This window comes from Flavobacterium notoginsengisoli (genome assembly GCF_014207905.1).
Taxonomy (GTDB): domain Bacteria; phylum Bacteroidota; class Bacteroidia; order Flavobacteriales; family Flavobacteriaceae; genus Flavobacterium; species Flavobacterium notoginsengisoli_A.
On the sequence record NZ_JACHLB010000003.1, the window covers coordinates 283,491 to 302,329 of the forward strand.

Annotated in this window: 16 protein-coding genes; 3 read left to right on the top strand and 13 right to left on the bottom strand. The window is 33.3% G+C overall.

Annotated elements, in window-relative coordinates; translation table 11 throughout:
• Positions 1-29: 29 nt before the first annotated feature.
• The gene (locus HNP35_RS11635; RefSeq protein WP_246453488.1) at positions 30-773 is read right to left on the bottom strand and encodes a response regulator transcription factor; all 744 of its coding nucleotides are present in this window, start codon (positions 771-773) and stop codon (positions 30-32) included.
• Positions 774-908: 135 nt separating this feature from the next.
• On the opposite strand from HNP35_RS11635, the gene HNP35_RS11640 reads away from it, so the two are divergent.
• Together HNP35_RS11640 and HNP35_RS11645 are read left to right on the top strand one after the other, a co-directional pair.
• Positions 909-1,655, top strand: a complete 747-nt coding sequence (locus HNP35_RS11640) for a DUF1349 domain-containing protein (protein ID WP_184161846.1) — start codon at positions 909-911, stop codon at positions 1,653-1,655.
• A 143-nt stretch (positions 1,656-1,798) separates the two neighbouring features.
• Positions 1,799-2,131, top strand: a complete 333-nt coding sequence (locus tag HNP35_RS11645) for a YegP family protein (protein WP_184161849.1) — start codon at positions 1,799-1,801, stop codon at positions 2,129-2,131.
• Positions 2,132-2,204: 73 nt separating this feature from the next.
• Here HNP35_RS11645 and HNP35_RS11650 read toward each other — a convergent pair whose 3' ends face one another.
• From HNP35_RS11650 to rhaT, 7 genes are all read right to left on the bottom strand, one after another.
• Positions 2,205-2,792: a LutC/YkgG family protein gene (locus HNP35_RS11650; protein WP_184161852.1), complete on the bottom strand. Its 588-nt coding sequence runs from the start codon at positions 2,790-2,792 to the stop codon at positions 2,205-2,207.
• On the bottom strand, positions 2,785-4,185 hold the full coding sequence (locus HNP35_RS11655) for a lactate utilization protein B (protein ID WP_184161855.1): 1,401 nt from the start codon (positions 4,183-4,185) through the stop codon (positions 2,785-2,787). Before HNP35_RS11655 ends, HNP35_RS11650 begins: the two co-directional genes overlap by 8 nt.
• Before the next feature lie 83 nt (positions 4,186-4,268).
• Positions 4,269-5,009: a (Fe-S)-binding protein gene (locus HNP35_RS11660; RefSeq protein WP_184161858.1), complete on the bottom strand. Its 741-nt coding sequence runs from the start codon at positions 5,007-5,009 to the stop codon at positions 4,269-4,271.
• Positions 5,010-5,104: 95 nt separating this feature from the next.
• Positions 5,105-6,466: an FGGY-family carbohydrate kinase gene (locus HNP35_RS11665; protein WP_184161861.1), complete on the bottom strand. Its 1,362-nt coding sequence runs from the start codon at positions 6,464-6,466 to the stop codon at positions 5,105-5,107.
• 65 nt (positions 6,467-6,531) lie between these two features.
• Positions 6,532-7,806 carry a TIM barrel protein gene (locus HNP35_RS11670; protein WP_184161864.1) on the bottom strand — a complete coding sequence of 425 codons (1,275 nt, stop codon included), beginning with the start codon at positions 7,804-7,806 and terminating at the stop codon, positions 6,532-6,534.
• Between the two features lie 509 nt (positions 7,807-8,315).
• Complete coding sequence (locus HNP35_RS11675; protein ID WP_184161867.1) at positions 8,316-10,457, bottom strand: bifunctional aldolase/short-chain dehydrogenase; 2,142 nt, start codon at positions 10,455-10,457, stop codon at positions 8,316-8,318.
• 27 nt (positions 10,458-10,484) lie between these two features.
• Complete coding sequence (rhaT, locus tag HNP35_RS11680; RefSeq protein WP_184161870.1) at positions 10,485-11,534, bottom strand: L-rhamnose/proton symporter RhaT; 1,050 nt, start codon at positions 11,532-11,534, stop codon at positions 10,485-10,487.
• A gap of 385 nt (positions 11,535-11,919) precedes the next feature.
• Between rhaT and HNP35_RS11685 the strand changes: the two genes are divergently transcribed.
• A complete protein-coding gene (locus HNP35_RS11685; protein WP_184161872.1) occupies positions 11,920-12,960 on the top strand; it encodes a GntR family transcriptional regulator in 1,041 nt (346 codons plus the stop codon).
• Positions 12,961-13,074: 114 nt separating this feature from the next.
• Here the strand turns inward: HNP35_RS11685 and HNP35_RS11690 are convergent, their stop codons facing one another.
• The 5 genes from HNP35_RS11690 to HNP35_RS11710 all read right to left on the bottom strand — a co-directional run bounded on the left by HNP35_RS11690 (position 13,075) and on the right by HNP35_RS11710 (position 18,796).
• A complete protein-coding gene (locus tag HNP35_RS11690) occupies positions 13,075-13,251 on the bottom strand; it encodes a histone H1 (protein WP_012026201.1) in 177 nt (58 codons plus the stop codon).
• Positions 13,252-13,560: 309 nt separating this feature from the next.
• Positions 13,561-14,883, bottom strand: coding sequence for a rhamnogalacturonidase (locus HNP35_RS11695; RefSeq protein ID WP_184161874.1), 1,323 nt, complete (start codon positions 14,881-14,883; stop codon positions 13,561-13,563).
• Between the two features lie 25 nt (positions 14,884-14,908).
• Positions 14,909-16,195 carry a DUF4861 domain-containing protein gene (locus tag HNP35_RS11700; protein ID WP_184161877.1) on the bottom strand — a complete coding sequence of 429 codons (1,287 nt, stop codon included), beginning with the start codon at positions 16,193-16,195 and terminating at the stop codon, positions 14,909-14,911.
• 128 nt (positions 16,196-16,323) lie between these two features.
• A complete protein-coding gene (locus HNP35_RS11705) occupies positions 16,324-16,767 on the bottom strand; it encodes a hypothetical protein (RefSeq protein WP_184161880.1) in 444 nt (147 codons plus the stop codon).
• Entirely contained in the window at positions 16,736-18,796 is a 2,061-nt protein-coding gene (locus tag HNP35_RS11710) for a hypothetical protein (protein ID WP_184161882.1), read from the bottom strand. The genes HNP35_RS11705 and HNP35_RS11710 overlap by 32 nt, the downstream gene beginning before the upstream one ends.
• Between the last annotated feature and the right edge of the window lie 43 nt (positions 18,797-18,839).

The following is an 18,839-nucleotide window of genomic DNA, read 5'->3' on the forward strand; positions in this document are numbered from 1 at the left end:
TATCCTCTAAACAAAAATAAGGAAATCTTTTAAAGTGATATAATCCCCATCACAAAAGCGGTTTGAACTGCTTCCGCCGTATTGGTTACTTTCAACTTTTCAATAATATTTTGTCGATGGCGTCGAACAGTATAAACTGAAATATGAAGTTCTGATGCAATCTGTTCACTTTTATTTCCTTTTGCAACGCTATTTAGAACTTCAATTTCTCTTTTAGAAAGAATCGTTTCTGCATTGTTTCTATATTTTTCAGCTTCAATAACTTCTCCAGTCTGAATGTTGAAAATCTTTCCGTCAATGCCTTTTCTAAATTGTAAATCTGTTGAAGGCGCATATAAACACAAAGCAAGAGAAATACTTCCGTTACTGAACGTTTTAAGATAAATAGTCCGATGATTGATATACGAACATTTCTCAACCGAATCTTTCATTCTCAATCTGCTTAAAGTACTGTAGTTGGAATATTCTTCTTTGGGAATTCCTTTCAAAAACTCATAAAAATTAAGTTCTAAAATATGACGTTCAACCAAATCTTCTTGGTTTATTTTAGTAAAAATGCATTCTTCAAAAGCAGAATCAATTACAGAATTTTCATTTGGGAGTCCGAAAACAGAACCAAAATTTCCAGCAAAAATATAACTGCAATCTCCTTGATAATCGGATAAAACTGCCACACACTGCTCGATTTTAACATAATTTATCACAAATTGTTTGTACATTTCTATGTCGTTAGATTCTCCAATTTCAAATTTTTGTTCTAAAAATGTATCCATTAATTGGTTTTCGACTGAAGGATTCTGTAACATCTAAAAAAGTGGAATTGGTTAATTTTACGTATTGCTGCTTTTATCTAGCAATTTTATTTTTGGAAACTTAAAAATATCACTTTCTATCCAAAAAAATAATTTATGAAAACATTTTTTTACAACGTTATTATTATCATTAGTCTTTCTCTTGCAAGCTGTAATAATAAAAATGAGACATCAAAAACAGTCATGACAGAAGAAATAAAAACAGATTCGGCTATTGTAAACGGTTTACCTTGCGATATTAAATTATCGAATATTCATTTTACAAAAGCGATAAATGGCGCTGATACTTTAATAAAAAAGGAAGCAAATGAAAAAATCGTTTTTAAAGCAGGTGAAAAATCAGATTACTTTTCTGATCCAGACGGAAAATTATCGAACACGACAGCGCCAATGCTTTTATCGAAAGTAGACAATACAAAACCTTTTACGCTTACCGCGAAAGTTACGCCCGAATTTACAGAGAGTGGTTTATACAATGCAGGAGTTTTATACATTTATGTAAATGATAGTTTTTATCAGAAATTCTGTTTTGAACAAGACGAAAGAGGCAATCACAGAATTGTAACCGTTCGTACAATGGGAACTTCTGATGATAATAATCACGATGTGGTAAAACAGCCTTCTGTTTACATGAAAATCTCTTCTGACACCAAAACCGTTGCTAGTTATTATTCTCTTGATAAAAAGAACTGGCAAATGGTTCGTTTGTATAAAAACAATTACCCTAAAGAAATCTGGATGGGAATTAGTACGCAATGTCCCGTTGACAAAGGAACTCAAAGTATTTTTGAAGAAATTAATTTAGAAGAGAAAAGTGTTTCAGATTTTCGTTTAGGAATATGAAGTCTACAACTAAGTTCTTGGGCTAAAATGATTTATTATTGTTAGCATAATTATTTTTTCAAATTCACGTATGATTTGTATTACTAAGTTTTGTATTTTTATCGATAGCGAAATAATTAATACTCACCTTAAATTTAAACTGCATGGGAAAATTTGTAATTACTACTAGAACAAATGGAGAGTTTCAGTTCAATTTGAAAGCTGGTAATGGCCAGACAATTTTAACAAGCGAAGGCTATACAACAAAAGCGGCTTGCAATAATGGTATTGAATCGGTTCAAAAAAATGCATCAGACGATGGTCGTTACGATAGATTAGAATCTAAAAGCGGAAAACCTTATTTTAATTTAAAAGCTGGAAACGGACAAATTATTGGTTCAAGCGAAATGTACGAAAGCACTTCTGCAAGAGAAAACGGAATCGAATCTGTTAAAAAGAATGCTCCAGATGCAACAATTGATGATCAAACAGCTTAATTAAAAACTGTTTTAAACATAAAAAAAGCGAGGTAATTGCCTCGCTTTTTTATTATATAAATATTCGATTTTCTTAATCTAACAGAAACACAATCAATCCTCTAGCGCCGTGTGCTCCAAGAACTAAAGACTGCTCAATATCTGCGGTTTTTGATGGCCCAGCAATAAAAGTTCCAAAACCATATTCCAAGTTTCCAATTCTGTCATAAGCTTGTTGCATCGTTGGCAGAATGTCTTTTTTATGGACCACAATTGCTAGATATTGCGCAATAAATGGTGCAACTCGCTGTCCTAAGATATCATCGGTAACCCAAAGTCCGCTATTTTCTGCGACTCCAAAATGCGCTTTTATAACAGTCAATTCAACATCTTGCAATGAATGTGGATCAACCGTTTTCCAGTCTAAAGAAGCTATTTCAGAAAGTTCTGGAAGTGTTGTAATTAATCTCTTCTCTAAGTTATAATTCGATTTGATATAATTGACGATTTCGTCATAATTAGCAACTTCCACAGGATCGCCTCCAATACCTTTTAAAACCGTTTTATACGTTTCTAAAACATCAAATTGTTCTGAACCTAAAACTTTAAGATCTGGCAATTCTGAAACCAAATCTGGCTGATTTGCTTTTATTCTTTTTAAAATTTCGCCTTTACTACTCATTTCCTTTTTCTTTAGATTCTCTCGAATTTTTCTTGTACCATTCTCTAAAAGATTCTTCCGGAACATCTGGCATTTCGCGCTGATCGTACCATTTGTTCATTTTATTATTGACCATTCCTGGAATGTTCTTCATTACAAATCGTCCAGATTTTCCAGCAATATTAAAAACGGTCGGATTGGCTAAAACAGTAGCCATCGTTTTCATTGCAACTGTTTTTGCTGTTGGCGTATGCCCTTCTTTAACCAAAACCTGACGCCATTTATACAATTGATCGTGAATATCAATTTTTACTGGACAAACATTGGTACAAGAACCGCAAAGCGTACTGGCAAAAGGTAGATCGGCATTTTTGCTCATATCTAAATTTGGCGCCAAAATAGAACCAATTGGTCCTGCAACCGCATTATGATAACTATGTCCGCCACTACGCCTGTAAACTGGACAAGTGTTCATGCATGCACCACAGCGAATGCATTTAAGCGAATTTCTAAACTCTTCTCTTCCTAATTGTTTACTTCTTCCGTTGTCTACAATTACGATATGCATTTCTTTTCCGTCTCTAGGTTTCTTAAAATGACTAGAAAAAGTAGTAATTGGCTGTCCTGTTGCGCTTCTTGCTAATAATCTCAAGAAAATACCTAAATGTTCTCTTTTCGGAATTAGTTTCTCAAATCCCATACAGGCGATGTGAACATCTGCTAAATGCGCACCCATATCGGCATTTCCTTCATTAGTACAAACTACAAATTCGCCTGTTTCTGCAACAGCAAAATTAACTCCAGTTAAGGCTACTTTTCTAGTTAAAAAGGTATTTCGTAAACTTTGACGCGCAGATTCGGTTAAATACTGCGGATTAAAGTTTCCTTTTTCGGTACCTAAATGTTCGTGAAAAGTTTCGCTTACATCTTCTTTCTTTAAGTGAATCGCAGGAAGCACAATATGGCTTGGCGGTTCTTTACGAAGCTGTACAATATATTCTCCCAAATCTGAATCGATTACTTCAATTCCTTTTTCTGCTAAATAATCATTCAAATGGCATTCTTCTGTAAGCATCGATTTGGATTTCACCATTTGCTTTACATCATGTTTTGCCATAATAGAATGCACAATTTCATTATGTTCTTTGGCATCAGCTGCCCAATGTACAATTACGCCATTTCGTTGCGCATTTGCTTCAAATTCTACTAAATAATCGTGAATATTAGAAAGCACATTAAATTTGATTTGAGAAGCTGTTTCACGAAGCAATTCCCAATCTTTAATCTGATGCGCCGATTTATCTCTTTTTGAGCGAACAAACCAAAGTGTTTCATCGTGCCAATTGACACGTTCAACATCTTTGTTGAATTTTGTTGCGGCTTCGCTGTGCTGTATTATTTTTTCTGATGACATTTTTTATTTTTTTAAGCTGTAGGCTTTAAGCTCTAAGCAGTAAGCAACTTAACTTTCTTAATATCTTAATGGTAGAAAAAAAATTAATTTTCGAGTGAATTTAATATTTCAGCAATATGGATGGTTTTAATTCTGCTTTTTTGTCTTTTTAGAATTCCATCCAAATGCATTAAGCAAGACATATCTCCACCTGTAATATAATCCACATCGTGACTTTCGTGATCTTTAATACGATCTTGTCCCATTTTTACAGACACCGCTTCTTCTGTTACACAAAATGTACCTCCAAAACCGCAACATTCGTCTTTTCTAGTTAAAGCAACCAGATCAAGATCTTTTATACTGTGTAATAATTGTTCTGGTTTAGAGAAAAATGGCGCATTTAATTCTGACATCTGGGAAAGCTTTAATCCGCGTTGACCGTGACAGCTCACATGCATTCCGACTTTAAACGGAAATCTTCCGTCAATGTGATCGATTTTTAAAACGTCGGTAATAAATTCGGTAAGTTCGTAAACCGTATTTCGAATTGCTGTTGCCTTCTCTTCTTGTTTTTCATCATGCAAATGGTCTTTCACATGCAAAACACAGCTTCCAGAAGGGCAAACGATATAATCAAATCCTGAGAAATTGGCAATGAAGTTGGCATCACATCCTTTAGTTAAATGAGCATAACCGCTGTTTGCCATTGGCTGTCCGCAGCAGGTTTGTCCCATCGGAAAATGCACTTCACAACCTAATTTTTGAAGTAATTCGTAGGTTGCAATTCCTACTTTTGGGTAAAATTGGTCGACATAACAAGGTATAAAAAGTCCAATTTTCATATTGTAATATTTAGTGTGTTGTTCATTAGGCGTGTACTGTAAAAATGTAAAAAATACGTTTCTCAGCAAATTTACAACATACAGACCGTTTTTACCTAATGTTTATAGAATTTCAAGTCAATTAAATCGTTCTGAATTGGTTTTGGATTCCAGTTCTCATGAATTGCCAATGCTGCTCCCAAAGCACTTGCCTGAGCCATAGAAGCCGCGTAAACTTCCACATCTGGAAAAGCCTCAGCTAATAAATTCATATAAATTGAATTTTTACTGAATCCGCCATCAACAAAAATCTTTTTTACGGGACTATTCTGGATAACCAAATTAGTAGAGAAAAACTGCTGTTCTACCAAATCCAACATTAATTGATGATAAGCTGTTTCGTAATCTTTAAACTGCGATAAATCTCTTTTTTGAAACGGGCATTCATTCAAAATATCAAAATCATATTTCTTTGGATAGAAAATCTGATAATTCAGTGAACGTAAATTAGCGGTAATTTTTTTATCAAAATAAACCTCTTTATAAGTATCTACAGGCACTTTAAAATGTTCTGCCAATCTTTTGGTTTGAACTTCATGTTCGTTTCCTGCAAATAAACGCGCCGCTTTCACAGGCTTGTTTGTGTATTGCATATAGCACAAACAATCGTGCTGCGACTCTTCAAAAGTCAATGGCTTATTATTAAAAGGATTTAGAGAAATACTCCAAGTTCCAGTTGATAATAAAACAAAAGGCTCTGTAAAGTTTATAGTATACGGAATTATTGCCGAAGAACTGTCGTGAAGTCCTGTACCAATAGATAATCCTTCTTTTGTTCTGATAACATCTTTGCCGTAGTAAATTGGAGGTAATTTAGCGTCAATTCCTTCGTTTTTTAACCATTTGTGATATTTCATTTTTTTGAAATTCCATAAATTGGTATGACAGCCAATACTTGTAATATCAGCGTAAGCTTCATTAGTTAAAAGAAAGCTCAAAAACTGTGGCAAATGCAAACAGTATTTTACTTTCTCGAATAATTCTGGTTTTTCTTCTTTCAGCCTATAAATCTGCATTCCAGAATTCAGACTTCCTAAAACCGGAGAAGCTGTTTTTACGGCAAACTTTTCTTCTCCCTTATATTTTTTATAAAAATCAGATTTTAATTCCTCTGGATAATCTTTCAGATAATTATACAGAGGAGTTAAAACTTTTCCATTTTCGTCTACATAAACAAAACTGGCTCCGTAAGTGCTGAAATTGATGGCTTTTAAAACATAATCAGTCAATTCTTTTATTTCTTCCAATCGGTCTAAAACCCACTTTTGAAGAACCTCTATATCTTCGCAGGGAAAACCATCTTCGTCTTTTGTTTCCTCCAGATTAACTGATTTTTCCCAGACAATTTTATAATTTTCATTAAATAAAAAAACCTTTTTGTTTGTTTTACCAATATCAAAAATCGCAACTACATTCATTTTTTTTAATTGTAAATTGTTAATTATCAATTGTCAATTTAGAATTAACAATTAATAATTTATAATTATAATCCCGTTGCCATTGTTTTTAAGCCTCTTTCTTCGATAAGATTTTGTCTTACTTGAATAGAACGGTATAATGCTACCGGATTTAAAGCCGCTCCAGAACGTAAACGAGCTTCAGCCACTAGTGCACGAACATCTGTACGGAAAGCATTTTGAAGAATTTCCTGCGCTTTTACCACATCATTTTCTTCTTGAGCTTGTACTAATGCTTTTCTGTCAACAGAAAGTGCTTGCGCGTAAGCAATCATAATCGCTTCAACAGACTGCAATAAATCTTCTAACGGATCTTTGATGTTGTGAGAAGCATCGATCATCCAGCCTAAATCTTTAGCGTGATTCATTCCTCTTGCATCCATTCCTTCTACTAATTCATTAAAAATCAAGAATAATTGATATGGCTTTAATGCACCAGCTGTTAAATCGTCATCACCGTATTTTGAATCGTTAAAGTGGAAACCTCCTAATTTATTTTCCATTAACAATAAAGAAACGATCTGCTCGATATTAGCGTTTGGAAGATGGTGACCTAAATCTACCAAAGTCTGTGCTTTGTCGCCTAATTTTTTCACATAAGAATAAGACTGTCCCCAATCTGCTACTGTTGTAGAATAAAAGTTTGGCTCAGCACATTTGTATTCTAAAAATAATTTCCAGTTAGAAGGCAATGCGTCATAGATTTCCTCTAAACTTTCTAATGTGTTTTGATAGGCTTTTCTAAAGTTCAATTGTCCAGGAAAATTAGAACCATCAGCCAACCAAACAGTTAAAGACTCAGATCCTAATTCGATTCCGTGTTTAATTACTTCAATATTGTGGGCAATTGCTTGTTTACGAACCGCTTTGTTTACGTTTTGCAGAGAACCGTATTTGTAAGTGTGTTCAGCGCTTGCCTGATCTTGAAAAGTATTTGAGTTCATTGCATCAAACTTCAAACCGTGCTGTCCAGCCAATGTTTTGATTGCTCCATAGTTTGTTGGAATATCCCACGGAATATGAAGTGAAATCGCGCCAGAAGCATTATTTAATTTATGAAGTAATCCAACGTCTTCAATTTTTTCTTCTAATGAACGAGGTTCCCCGCCACCAGCGAAACGCCCGAAACGTGTTCCTCCTGTTCCTAAAGCCCAAGATGGAATGGCAATTTGAAAGTCGATTAATTTCTGAATAATCGCTTCTGTTTCATTGATTTCAGATGCTGTGAAAACTAATTTGTTTTGATGTTTTTTTAATAAATCCTCATTGTGAGAATCAATATGGTTTGATGAGATTAACATAGTTATTAATATTTTTATAGAGTTTACAATATATAAATTTTATACGTTTAGTACATTTTTTTAACACGCAACACCTAGAATTTAGACGCTGATGATACAGATTCGCTATCGCGAAAACGCGGATTAACGCGGATTTTATTTTTTGGTTTCACGCAGAATTAGAGCAGACTAACGCAGATCTTTTTTTTAAATCATCTCAAATTAAAATCTTTTAGATCTGCTTAAATCTGTCTAAATCTGCGTGAAACCAAAAAATCCGTTTTTTTCAGCGTTTTCGCGATAGCGAATCCGTTTTATCTGCGTTCCATATCTTTATGTGTTTACTATTTTTAAACTTATAGATTTTATACAATCCAAACTCCCGTTTTACTTCACTTTTTTGTTAAGTTTTCGTTGTAAAAGCGAATTGTTATATGCTAAAAAAATCTAACGTCCGAAAGAATTCGAACGCTAGACCACAAAAAACCACTTTTGCTTAAACAAACTTATATAAAAAACCTAAACAATCTTTATCTATAAAAGCCCATACCTACGCCACCGTCTACGTTTAATGCGTTTCCTGTAGATTTACCTAGTAAACCTCCAACAAAAGCATAACAAGCGTTAGCAATATCATCAGGCAATATGATTTCATTTAATAACGTACGTTTTGCATAGTAAGCCGGAAGTTCTTCCACTGTGATTCCGTATGCTTTTGCACGACCTTCTGCCCATCCTCCAGACCAAATATTTGAATCTGAAATTACAGCGTCAGGATTTACTGTGTTTACACGAATTTTATCAGCTCCAAGTTCAGCAGCCATTAAACGTGTTAAGTGCGCTTGAGCCGCTTTTGCCGAACCATAACCAGGGTTATTTGGACCAGCCACAACAGCATTTTTAGAAACGATATTTACAATATCTCCTCCAAAACCTTGTTTACGCATTACTTCGATTCCTGCTTTAGAAACAATAAATTGTCCTTTCACCAAGATATCGTATAATCTATCCCACTCTTCAAGAGTATGTTCTGCAATAGATTTTGAAATACTGATTCCAGCATTGTTCACTATAATGTCAACACCTCCAAAAGCTAAAGAAGCTTCGTCTAATGCTTTTTCTGTACTTACTTCATCCGTAACGTTTAATAGAGTACTAGAAACCGCATCTTTTCCAAATGTTTTTGTAAACTCAGCTGTAGCACCTTGTAAACGCTCTTCGTTGATATCGTTGATTACAACACAAGCACCTTCTTGAGCAAATTTCTTCGCGATAGCTTTACCAATTCCACCCGCAGAACCTGTTATAAGAGCTACTCTTCCAGATAATGCTTTTGGTTTTGGCATACGCTGTAATTTTGCTTCTTCTAACAACCAATATTCGATATCAAAAGCTTCTTGGTGTGGCAATGAAGTATATTCTGAAACTGCTTCAGCGCCTTTCATTACGTTTACTGCATTGATATAATATTCAGATGCTAAACGCGCCATTGTTTTATCCTTAGCAAAAGTGAACATACCAACTCCAGGATATAAAATTACAACTGGGTTTGGATCACGCATTGCTGGCGAATTTGATTTTTTGCATGCATTGTAATAGTCTTTGTACATTGCACGGTAAGCTTCGAATGCAGGAGTTAATTTTGCTTTTACAGCTGCAACATCAGATAAATCTTCGTTTGGATCTAATTCTAAAACTAATGGACTGATTTTAGTTCTCAAGAAGTGATCTGGACAAGATGTTCCTAATGGAGCTAATTTCGCTAAATCATTAGAATTAATGAATTCTAAAACTCTTGCATCATCTGTATAATGTCCAATCATTTGGCGCTCTGATGAACAGAAACCTCTTAAAATTGGAGCTACTTTTGCTGCTTTTAATTTACGATCTGCTTCTGGAAGACTGTCAATTTTCTTTCCTCCAAAAACTGGACGTTTTTTACCGTAGTTATCTTCTAAGTAAGTCGCACATTTCTCGATTACTTCCAGCGTATTGATATAACTTTCGAATGCAGTATCTCCCCAAGTAAACAAACCGTGAGAACCTAACATAATACCTCGTAACTGTTTACCGTTTTGAGCCGCTTCTTCTAAACAAGCTCTTAATTGAAGACCAAGATCAAATCCTGGACGTTGCCAGCCAACCCAACCGATTTCTCCGTTGAATAATTCTTCTGTAATTTTCTTTCCATCTTTTGCCGCTGCAATAGCAATTGCCGCATCTGGATGTAAGTGATCAATATGTTTGAATGGAAGAAAACCGTGTAAAGGCGTATCAATAGAAGGCGCTTTTGAAGCTAAATCGAAAATACAGTGGTTGAATAATTCTACCATTTCATCTTCAAATTCAATTCCTCTGTAAACATTTTCAAGATTACGAAGTCTGTCCAAATACAAAGCTGCACAACCAGATTTTGTCAATGTTCCAATATCACCTCCAGAACCTTTAATCCACATTACTTCAGAAGATTCTCCAGTTAAAGGATCTTTATCTGTAATTTTCACAGAAGTATTTCCACCACCATAGTTAGTCAATCTTAAATCAGCTCCTAACAAGTTAGAACGATAAATAAAAAGCGCTACTTCATCACCCGCTAATGCTGCGGCTTTAGCATCATCCCAAAGGTAGCTTACGTGCTTAAAATTTGTATTAATTGTGTTTGTATTCGACATATACTTTTATATTAATTCTTGTATTATTTATAATGAGTTACCAATTCCTACCAAAACAATCGAAAGCATAATTAGCCCGATTCCCAAAATGAAAGTTCTAAATGTCTTTTTAGAAACTCCCGTCCATTCTTTCAAATAAAAACCCCAAAAATTCGCCGTTAAAATAATCGTCGCCATGTGCAAAATCCATGAGCTTGCTCCATTTCCTAATTTGCTTTCACCCATTCCGTAGAAGAAAAATTGTAAAAACCACATTGTACCAGCAAGAGCAGAAAATAAAACGTTCTTTGTTATTGGAGTTGCTTTATTGGTATAATCACCAATAGTTTTATTCTTAAAATTTAAATAAAGACACCAGATAAAATTGGTTGTTAAACCACCCCAAAGCAAAACGATATAAGTAACATTGTTTTGAAACAATGGATTGCAACCGTTAATTACCGCATGCTCAGCCATTGGTTTTCCAGCCTCAATTCCATAATTAAAGAATGAACTTAAAATACCCGAAATAACAGCAACTGTTAAACCTTTTACTAAACTGAAATCTTTGTCTTTATCTTCATGACCTGTAGCAAAATCTTTTTCTTTTAGCATTCCCGCTTTTCCAGAAATCGCAATTCCTAAAAGGCATACTGCAACTCCTAATAAAACCAATTGTCCGCCAGAACTAGCTAGCATATCACTAAAAGAAATTTTACCTTCTGTTGGATATAAATCGTAATAAATGGATGGAACCAATGCACCAAAAGCAGAACAAAATCCGAGTGTAATTGAATTCCCTAAAGACATTCCTAAATAACGAACGCCTAAACCATAAGTTAAACCTCCTACTCCCCATACTAATCCCATTGAAAAAGTAAATGCTTTTATTGATGGAGAAGCTGTCGCAATAATTTCACCAAAATGAGGAATCGTTAAATAAGCGGCAACCGGCGGCACAATCAGCCAAGAGAAAAATCCTCCTACTAGCCAATAGCTTTCCCAAGCCCAGTCTTTTACTTTCTTAAAAGGCATATAAAAACTGCCTGAAGAAAATCCTCCGATAGAATGAAAAATGATTCCTAATAATGATTCCATATTATGTTTTTGGTTTAAGGTTTGGTTTGATAGTAATTTGGTTTTGTAAAATAAGAGAATGTAAAAAAGAAAACTGTCCTGTACTATCCTTTACGGATTTCGTATTTTTTGTTAAAACTAAAGATTATTACAAATAAGGCTCTGTAATTATTGGGTAAATAAATTTAAAATGGCTACTTTAGCAATCGATTTCGCAATTATTAATTATGCATTCTGGTTAAAATTTAGAAATTATAAAAAAAAGACTACAAGCCTTATCAAATTCTCTTTTATCAGATTAAAAAAACAAAGCCTTTAAATTATTTTGACAGAATAGTTTTTTTGTCAAATAGTAGAATTAAAAATGAGTTTCGTTGAAATACGAGACAAATTTCCCAAAAAGAACATGATTAAACTTATCAAAATAGACGAAGATTCAAGGGTTCCAAAATACAAACAGATTGTTGACTCTATCCTTCAGAACATCGCTAACGGAAATTTGAAAATCAATCAAAAAATTCCTTCTATAAATAGTTTTAGTGAAGAATTTTATATGTCTCGTGACACAGTCGAAAAGGCTTATAATATTCTAAAGGAAAGAAAAATTATTTCTTCTATAAGAGGAAAAGGCTATTATATTACTAGAACAAAACTCGAATCTAAAGTCAATATTCTATTCTTAACAAATAAGTTGAGTTCTTATAAAATGAAAACTTATAGTTCATTTATAGATACTTTAGGAGCTAATGCACATGTTGATCTTCAAATCTATCACTGCGACGAAACATTATTCCTGAATATTTTAGATAAGTTCGAAGGCGCTTATGATTATTATGTTATTACAACGCATTTTAAAACAGATGAATTAAAGCATTTAAGTTTTACTGATGCTGTTGTAAATGCAATAAAAAATATTCTACAAGAAAAATTAGTTGTTTTAGACAACATAAAACTAGGAACTGGCGATGAAGTCATTAAAATTTATCAGGATTTTGAAAATGATATTTACAATGCTTTAAAAGAAGGTCTTTCTAAAATAACAAAATACAAACGGTTAATCTTAGTTTATCCAGATAAAGCCGTTTATCCTTATCCTAGAAGAATTTTGCACGGATTTAGAAAGTTCTGTGTAGAACATGAAATCAATTTTGAAATTCTAAGCGAAGTCTATGATGATATGATTCTAAAAAGAGGAGATTTATTTATTACAATCGAAGAATCTGATTTAGTTAATTTGGTCAAACAGATTCGTGATGAAGAATTTGTTTTAGGAAAAGAAATAGGTGTCATTTCATATAATGATACACCTCTTAAAGAATTACTAGGAATTACAGTAATGTCTACCGATTTTAATATTATGGGAGAAACTGCTGCCCGAATGATTTTGAATAAAGAAAAAGGTCAAGTAAAAGTTCCTTTTAATTTTATTGATAGAAATTCGATTTAAGATACTAAGTTTCTAAGAAGCTAAGATTTTAAGGTTTCTTCTCTTTGGCTAAAACTTAATAATCAAATTTCATTTATAAAAAAACCTCGTCAACAGACGAGGTTTTTATTGGTATTATTTTTTTGATTCTTCGATAGAAACTTTTCTGAACTCTTTTAAAAGTTTTTCGATTTCTAAAGTAGCTTTACGTGCTCTTGGACCTGCAGCTTTAATTCCTTTTTCAGTTAAAGATTCAGCTTCTGCTTTAAATGTTTCAATTTCGGCGTTGATTTTTACTAATAAATCTTTCATGCTTATATATTGTTAAATTAAGGTACAAAAATAGAAGTTTGTGTGATAGTTACAACATATTTGCTGTTAAATTTAATGCAGTTTTTCATTCATTTTCTTTACAATAAATTGACTCACAAATTTCTCAAAAGACCAGCAAATACAACACATTAATAATCAAATACTTATTTTAAAAATATTTTTAAAGTAGTCTTTATAGAGTACTACAGAAAGTATCTGCAATAGCACAGGAAAACTACTAAATTGTGTCTAAAAGACCTCAGATTTGTTAATTTTTCTTCGTCAAATTGACTTTATAAAGAAAAAAAACTAATCAACTAGCGTATTATTAATAAAGACATTCTTTAAAACAAACCCACTTATAAGGCTTTTGTCAATTTTAGTTTTGACCGATTTAATTTCCAAATTTTCAAATCTAAAATTTGTCAAACGAACATTTAAGTCTTTTTCTACTCCAAAAAAATTATTGCAATTAAGCTTAATTTTTCTCAGAATAATATTATCTCCATATGATATAGGAATCTCTTTTCTACCTTTTAAATCATAGAATTGTGTCCATGCAAAAATAGCCAAACCGGTATTGGTGTCACCTTCAATATTTTCAACTAAAATATATTCGTAGCGCTGTGGTGTATCTGGTCGCATTTTTAACCAAAGTAAACGTGAAGCGCCTTCAATTTTGCTATTTCTAAATATAATGTTTCGATTATGAATAGCTTCACTTCCGTTTGTTAAAGCAGAATGACAAAAACCAAATAGGCAGTCTTCAATAATTATATTCTTATTAGATCCGTTATTTTTATCTTGATCAGCATAGGGGCCTTTACCACCTTTTAATGCCACAGCATCATCATTAACAGACATATAACAGTCTTTTATTAAAACATTTTCGCACACATCTAAATCGACTGCATCTGTACTTGGAGCTTTAACTCCTGTATGCGGAGAAAAGATATGAAGCCCGAGTAATTTTATATTATTGCATTTATAAAAATGATTCGTCCAAAAACCAGAATTAATCATTTTAACATCTTGAAATTGCACATCATTAGAATTCCAAACAAAAACTAATCTTGGTCTTGAAACTTCAAGATTTGTACAATCTGGATTTTCACTTCTTCTTTTCCAAAAAGCTTCCCAGAATTTTTTGCCATTTCCATCTATTGTTCCCTCTCCAGATATTGAAAAATGATCAACTTTGTAAGCATTAATTAAAGCAGGAAAATAATCTAGATTCTGTCCTTCCATTCTCGAAGGCATTATTGGATAATCTTTTATATCATCTGACCCTTTTAAAACAGCCTCTTTAACCAAATGCAAAGCTGTCTTAAATTTAAAAAACAAAGCGCCACTCAAAAAAACGCCTTTTGGAATTACGATTACGCCTCCTCCATTTTGAGAAGCTAAATCAATTACGGCTTGTATCTTTTGAGTCTGAATTATGGTACTATCATTCTGAACACCAAATTCAGTTATCACGTACTGTTTTCCTAAATTTTTCAATTGAAGTTTCTCGTACGTTTTAAACCAGCTATCAATCGGCATACCATCTGGAAAAGATTCTGCTATCTGTTGCGAAAAGCAAAAGTTCAATCCTCCTATATAAATAACAATTAAAAGAATACTTTTCATTTCTTCAGCAATTAACTTACCTACATTATTTTATTTTTATCTGTATTTTAACAGAAAGCTGTTTTGCCAAATTAGTTACATAATTGGTAAAAAATACAGAATCAGCAAAATCTTTATCTGCACTCAACTCCCAAGCTGCAACTGCATAATAACTTATTTCTTTATTATTTTCAATCTTTAATTTTGCTAGATAAGAATCTGTAAGCTGTCCCGTTTTTGGAGCTTCAATGTAACCCTGATAAATAGCTTTCGGAACTAAAATGGCAGTTCCTAAGATCCATTGTCTTTCATAAGTCAAATAATCATGCTGAATTAAACATATCCAATCTCCAGCTTCTACTACCTGCAGCGGATTTTTATTATTTAAGTTTGAAATTGCTGCCAGAAATGTTTCTTTTCCATTTATACCTTCAATCGAAACTGTATTTTTATAGGCATACATTCCGGGCCAAATAGAAGTTGTTTCCTGAACTTGATATAATCTATTAGATGCTTTCCAATTCTGATAATGATAACTCAAAACGGAATTGACAGGCCCTTCGGTCACGATTTTAAATGTTGTTTTTTCAACATTATTTATAGTATCGTTACCTAATATGCCCAGTCTGTTAATTTTGCTATCGACCCACAAAGCGTAACCTCCTAAACCAACTGAACTTCCAACTGGAAAAATATCCCTGCCCCAGTCGTGCATCACATGATAGTTATCTTCTACAGCACCTTTTTCATTTATTCCAACATTTTCAGGTGTAATTCCGGGTATTTTTTTACCAAAAACATCTTTAGAATTTCTTCCATCCAAATAATGTCTAAAACCAACTTTATCATTTTCCCAAGTTGGTCCATCAGTTTGGTATTTTTGATAGCCTAATTTTTTCAGAACTTGATTTGCAAGCAAAATTTCTTTTATATCAGAATGCACAGGCAAATTTTCAGCTTCTCTCTTTCCAAATCGCACGCTTGTCTTAATGGTAAATTTCGGATCAACTTCTGACCATTTTAATGCAATTTTTTTTTCTTCATTTGGCAAAAAGTCCGTTGTAAAGAATAACTCATCCCAGAATCCATCTCCATCAAGGTCGTTGGTTTGCGCTGGAATAGTATCATTTTTAAATATTAAAATTGGAAAAAGATCTTTTGTTGTTCCTAATTTTTCTCTTTTAATTGAAATTGCTTTTTGAGATAATGCTAACGAACTACTGTTTCTCAACACAATAGTATTTTCAGTGTTTTTCTGAGAAAATACTTTGCAACTACTTAGAGTCTCAACAATAAAAATCATCGAGAGATAAAATATGACTCTTTTTTTCATTATTTAGGATTTATTTTTTTTACAGCAATTTAAGATTTATAACTGTTAATACAACACTTAAAAAATAAAAAAGCAGGACAATAGAAATTACTGTCCTGCGATTAAAAAAAATTAATAACCAAATTATGTTACATTAGAAAATATATAGCTTTATAATATTCATTACTCTTTGTTTGCAAAATATTAGATTGTAAAGTTGATTTATTCTGGCTTTTGGAATCTAATCTCTTTTTCAAAAAAAGTTTGACTTCCTTAAAAATTTCACGGCTGGTTTTTGATTCATCAAACAAAATCAAATTATTAATTGCCTCTAGAAAAGATAGGCTGCTATAAAATTGCTTATCAAATAAACAAACCAAACTATTTGATCTTGGGCCTTCTTTTAAAAGACTTAGCAACTCTTCTTTACTATGTATTACATAAATAATGCGATCAAAATAATTTGCCGTTTTTTTGTTTTGATCAATAAAAGAATTCTCCGAAAACTCAAATTCATCTTTTAGCTTTCTCTTGAACATTCTCAAGAAAATCCTTTTATTATCAAGATTGGGTAATAACATTTCCGCAGCCATCTGCTATTCTAAAAAAATAAGTTGCATCGGTTAGTCCGCTGAAAGTATTTGCACTTTGATAAGGCTCAAAAGTATTCCCTCCGTCGGTACTCAAAGCATATTGAAGTACATTGTTCGGAGCTGGAGAATTAGAAGTTGCCGTAATGGTTAAAACACCGTTTGTAGCTCCTGAAGCGCAGACATAGCCTCCCGTATTTGTTTTGTCTACTATAATTGCATTATTCGCATCATAGGTAATTGTTTGGCTAAGTAAAATTGTGTTTCCACCTTTAACTCTTAGCCCAAAGACATAGGTGCCATAACCTAACCCATTAAAAGGAAGTGAAGAAGTAGAATTAGCAATATCTCTTGTCTGTCCTACACTAGAAGGCCCCGATACTATTACGACCTGATAAGAAGAGGGACTATCAAAAGTTCCTCTCATTGTATAATTAAATCCACCACAGACTGGCGAAGCAGAAGTATTGTCAGTCGATATTATAGGATTAAATCCCGCTATTGTTATATTTAAACTCTTTACACCACAAGTAGTGGTAAATTCTAATGTATAATTACCTTTAGGCCAGTTACCCGTAGGGTCTGTTGCGTTTACTTTATGTATTATTGCATATCCACCACTATCTATCGTCGTAGTTTCACTATAACCAACAGGAACAAGAGGATTATTAGATGCCGTTACTACAAAACTAACTATATCGCCTGTTTGATAAGGACTTACATTTACTCCTATTGAGCCATAATTCAAGTAATTCAAATTTGGTGAAGAGGCATACTGTGTCAATGTTATACTTGGAGCAGCTGGAATTGTTATATTCTGTGAAACAGGTAAATTAAAAACGTCTGTTGTATTTCCTCCTGCATCTAAATAGGTAAGATGATATGTTGCTCCGGCAGTAAAACCGTTGTAAATATTTATGTTCGATGTTAATGTTTTCTGGATCACATCAGAAGAATTAGCAATATTTGTAAATGTTACATTAATGGGAAGACATCCAAGTGTGGACGGTCCTATACGCAACTGACCATTACCACCGCAATTACTGGTTGCAATAGTATTATATAACATACTGAAAGGAAATTCTTTTGTATTTCCACAATTATCAATAAGAACAGCCCTCATGTTGGCAAGGTCTGCAATTATAGCATCTCTTGTGGCGATTGCAGGCATCGTTATCTTATCTTGCAAAGCAGGATATCCCGCTCCACCAATATCACTCAATCCGTCTCCTGTTATATCTTGTCCATATAATTGTCCCTGATACTTTATTTTCCATGAAAAATTAGCTGCATCTGCTGCAGAAAGAATCGTACCAGTTGCTACATACCTAAAATTTGCTGAATTAAATGCATACAAACCTGTATTACAATTATAAGCAGTTGAATATCCTGGATAAACAATGTAACCTAATTTTATATCATTTAATCCTAGAGTAGGATTAGAAATAGAAGTAGCTCCAGTTATAGTCAAACCGCAAGAATCTGTGACACTTACAATATAGCTATTAGCAGCCAGTCCATTAAAAGTAAAAGTATTGGCCGAAATTGGACCACTATTCTGTAAAATTGTACCTTGAGCAGTTTGCGTTGCAATGGTATAAGTAAAAGGTCCTTTTCCGTTTGCAACTGTTGATATTAACTGTGCCGTACCTCCAACACAATTAGCAACTTTTGTTGGAGTTATAACTGTCATTGCCGTATATCCATCTGTGACAACAATATTAGCGCTTGAGAATACTGTTCCTCCAGAAGTTGCCCTTGCATTTACGACATAAGTTCCTGAACTTAATCCCGTAAATTCAGGATTATTGGTAAATTGCGTATTATCTCCAGATACTGGAGAAACAACAATTCCAGATCTCAAAAGCTGATACTGTGGGGTTACCCCTAATCCAGTACTGCTTGATGTTACGGTACCACTATCCCGACATCCTGTATTACTGGCAACACCAGAAACAGTCTGCGAAAATGCCTTTTCACTCATAAAAGGCAGCATAAGCAGTATAAAAAATAAAGTAATTTTTGTTTTCATATTTGTTTTTGTTTGTCTAAACAATGATTCGAAAAACCGTTAA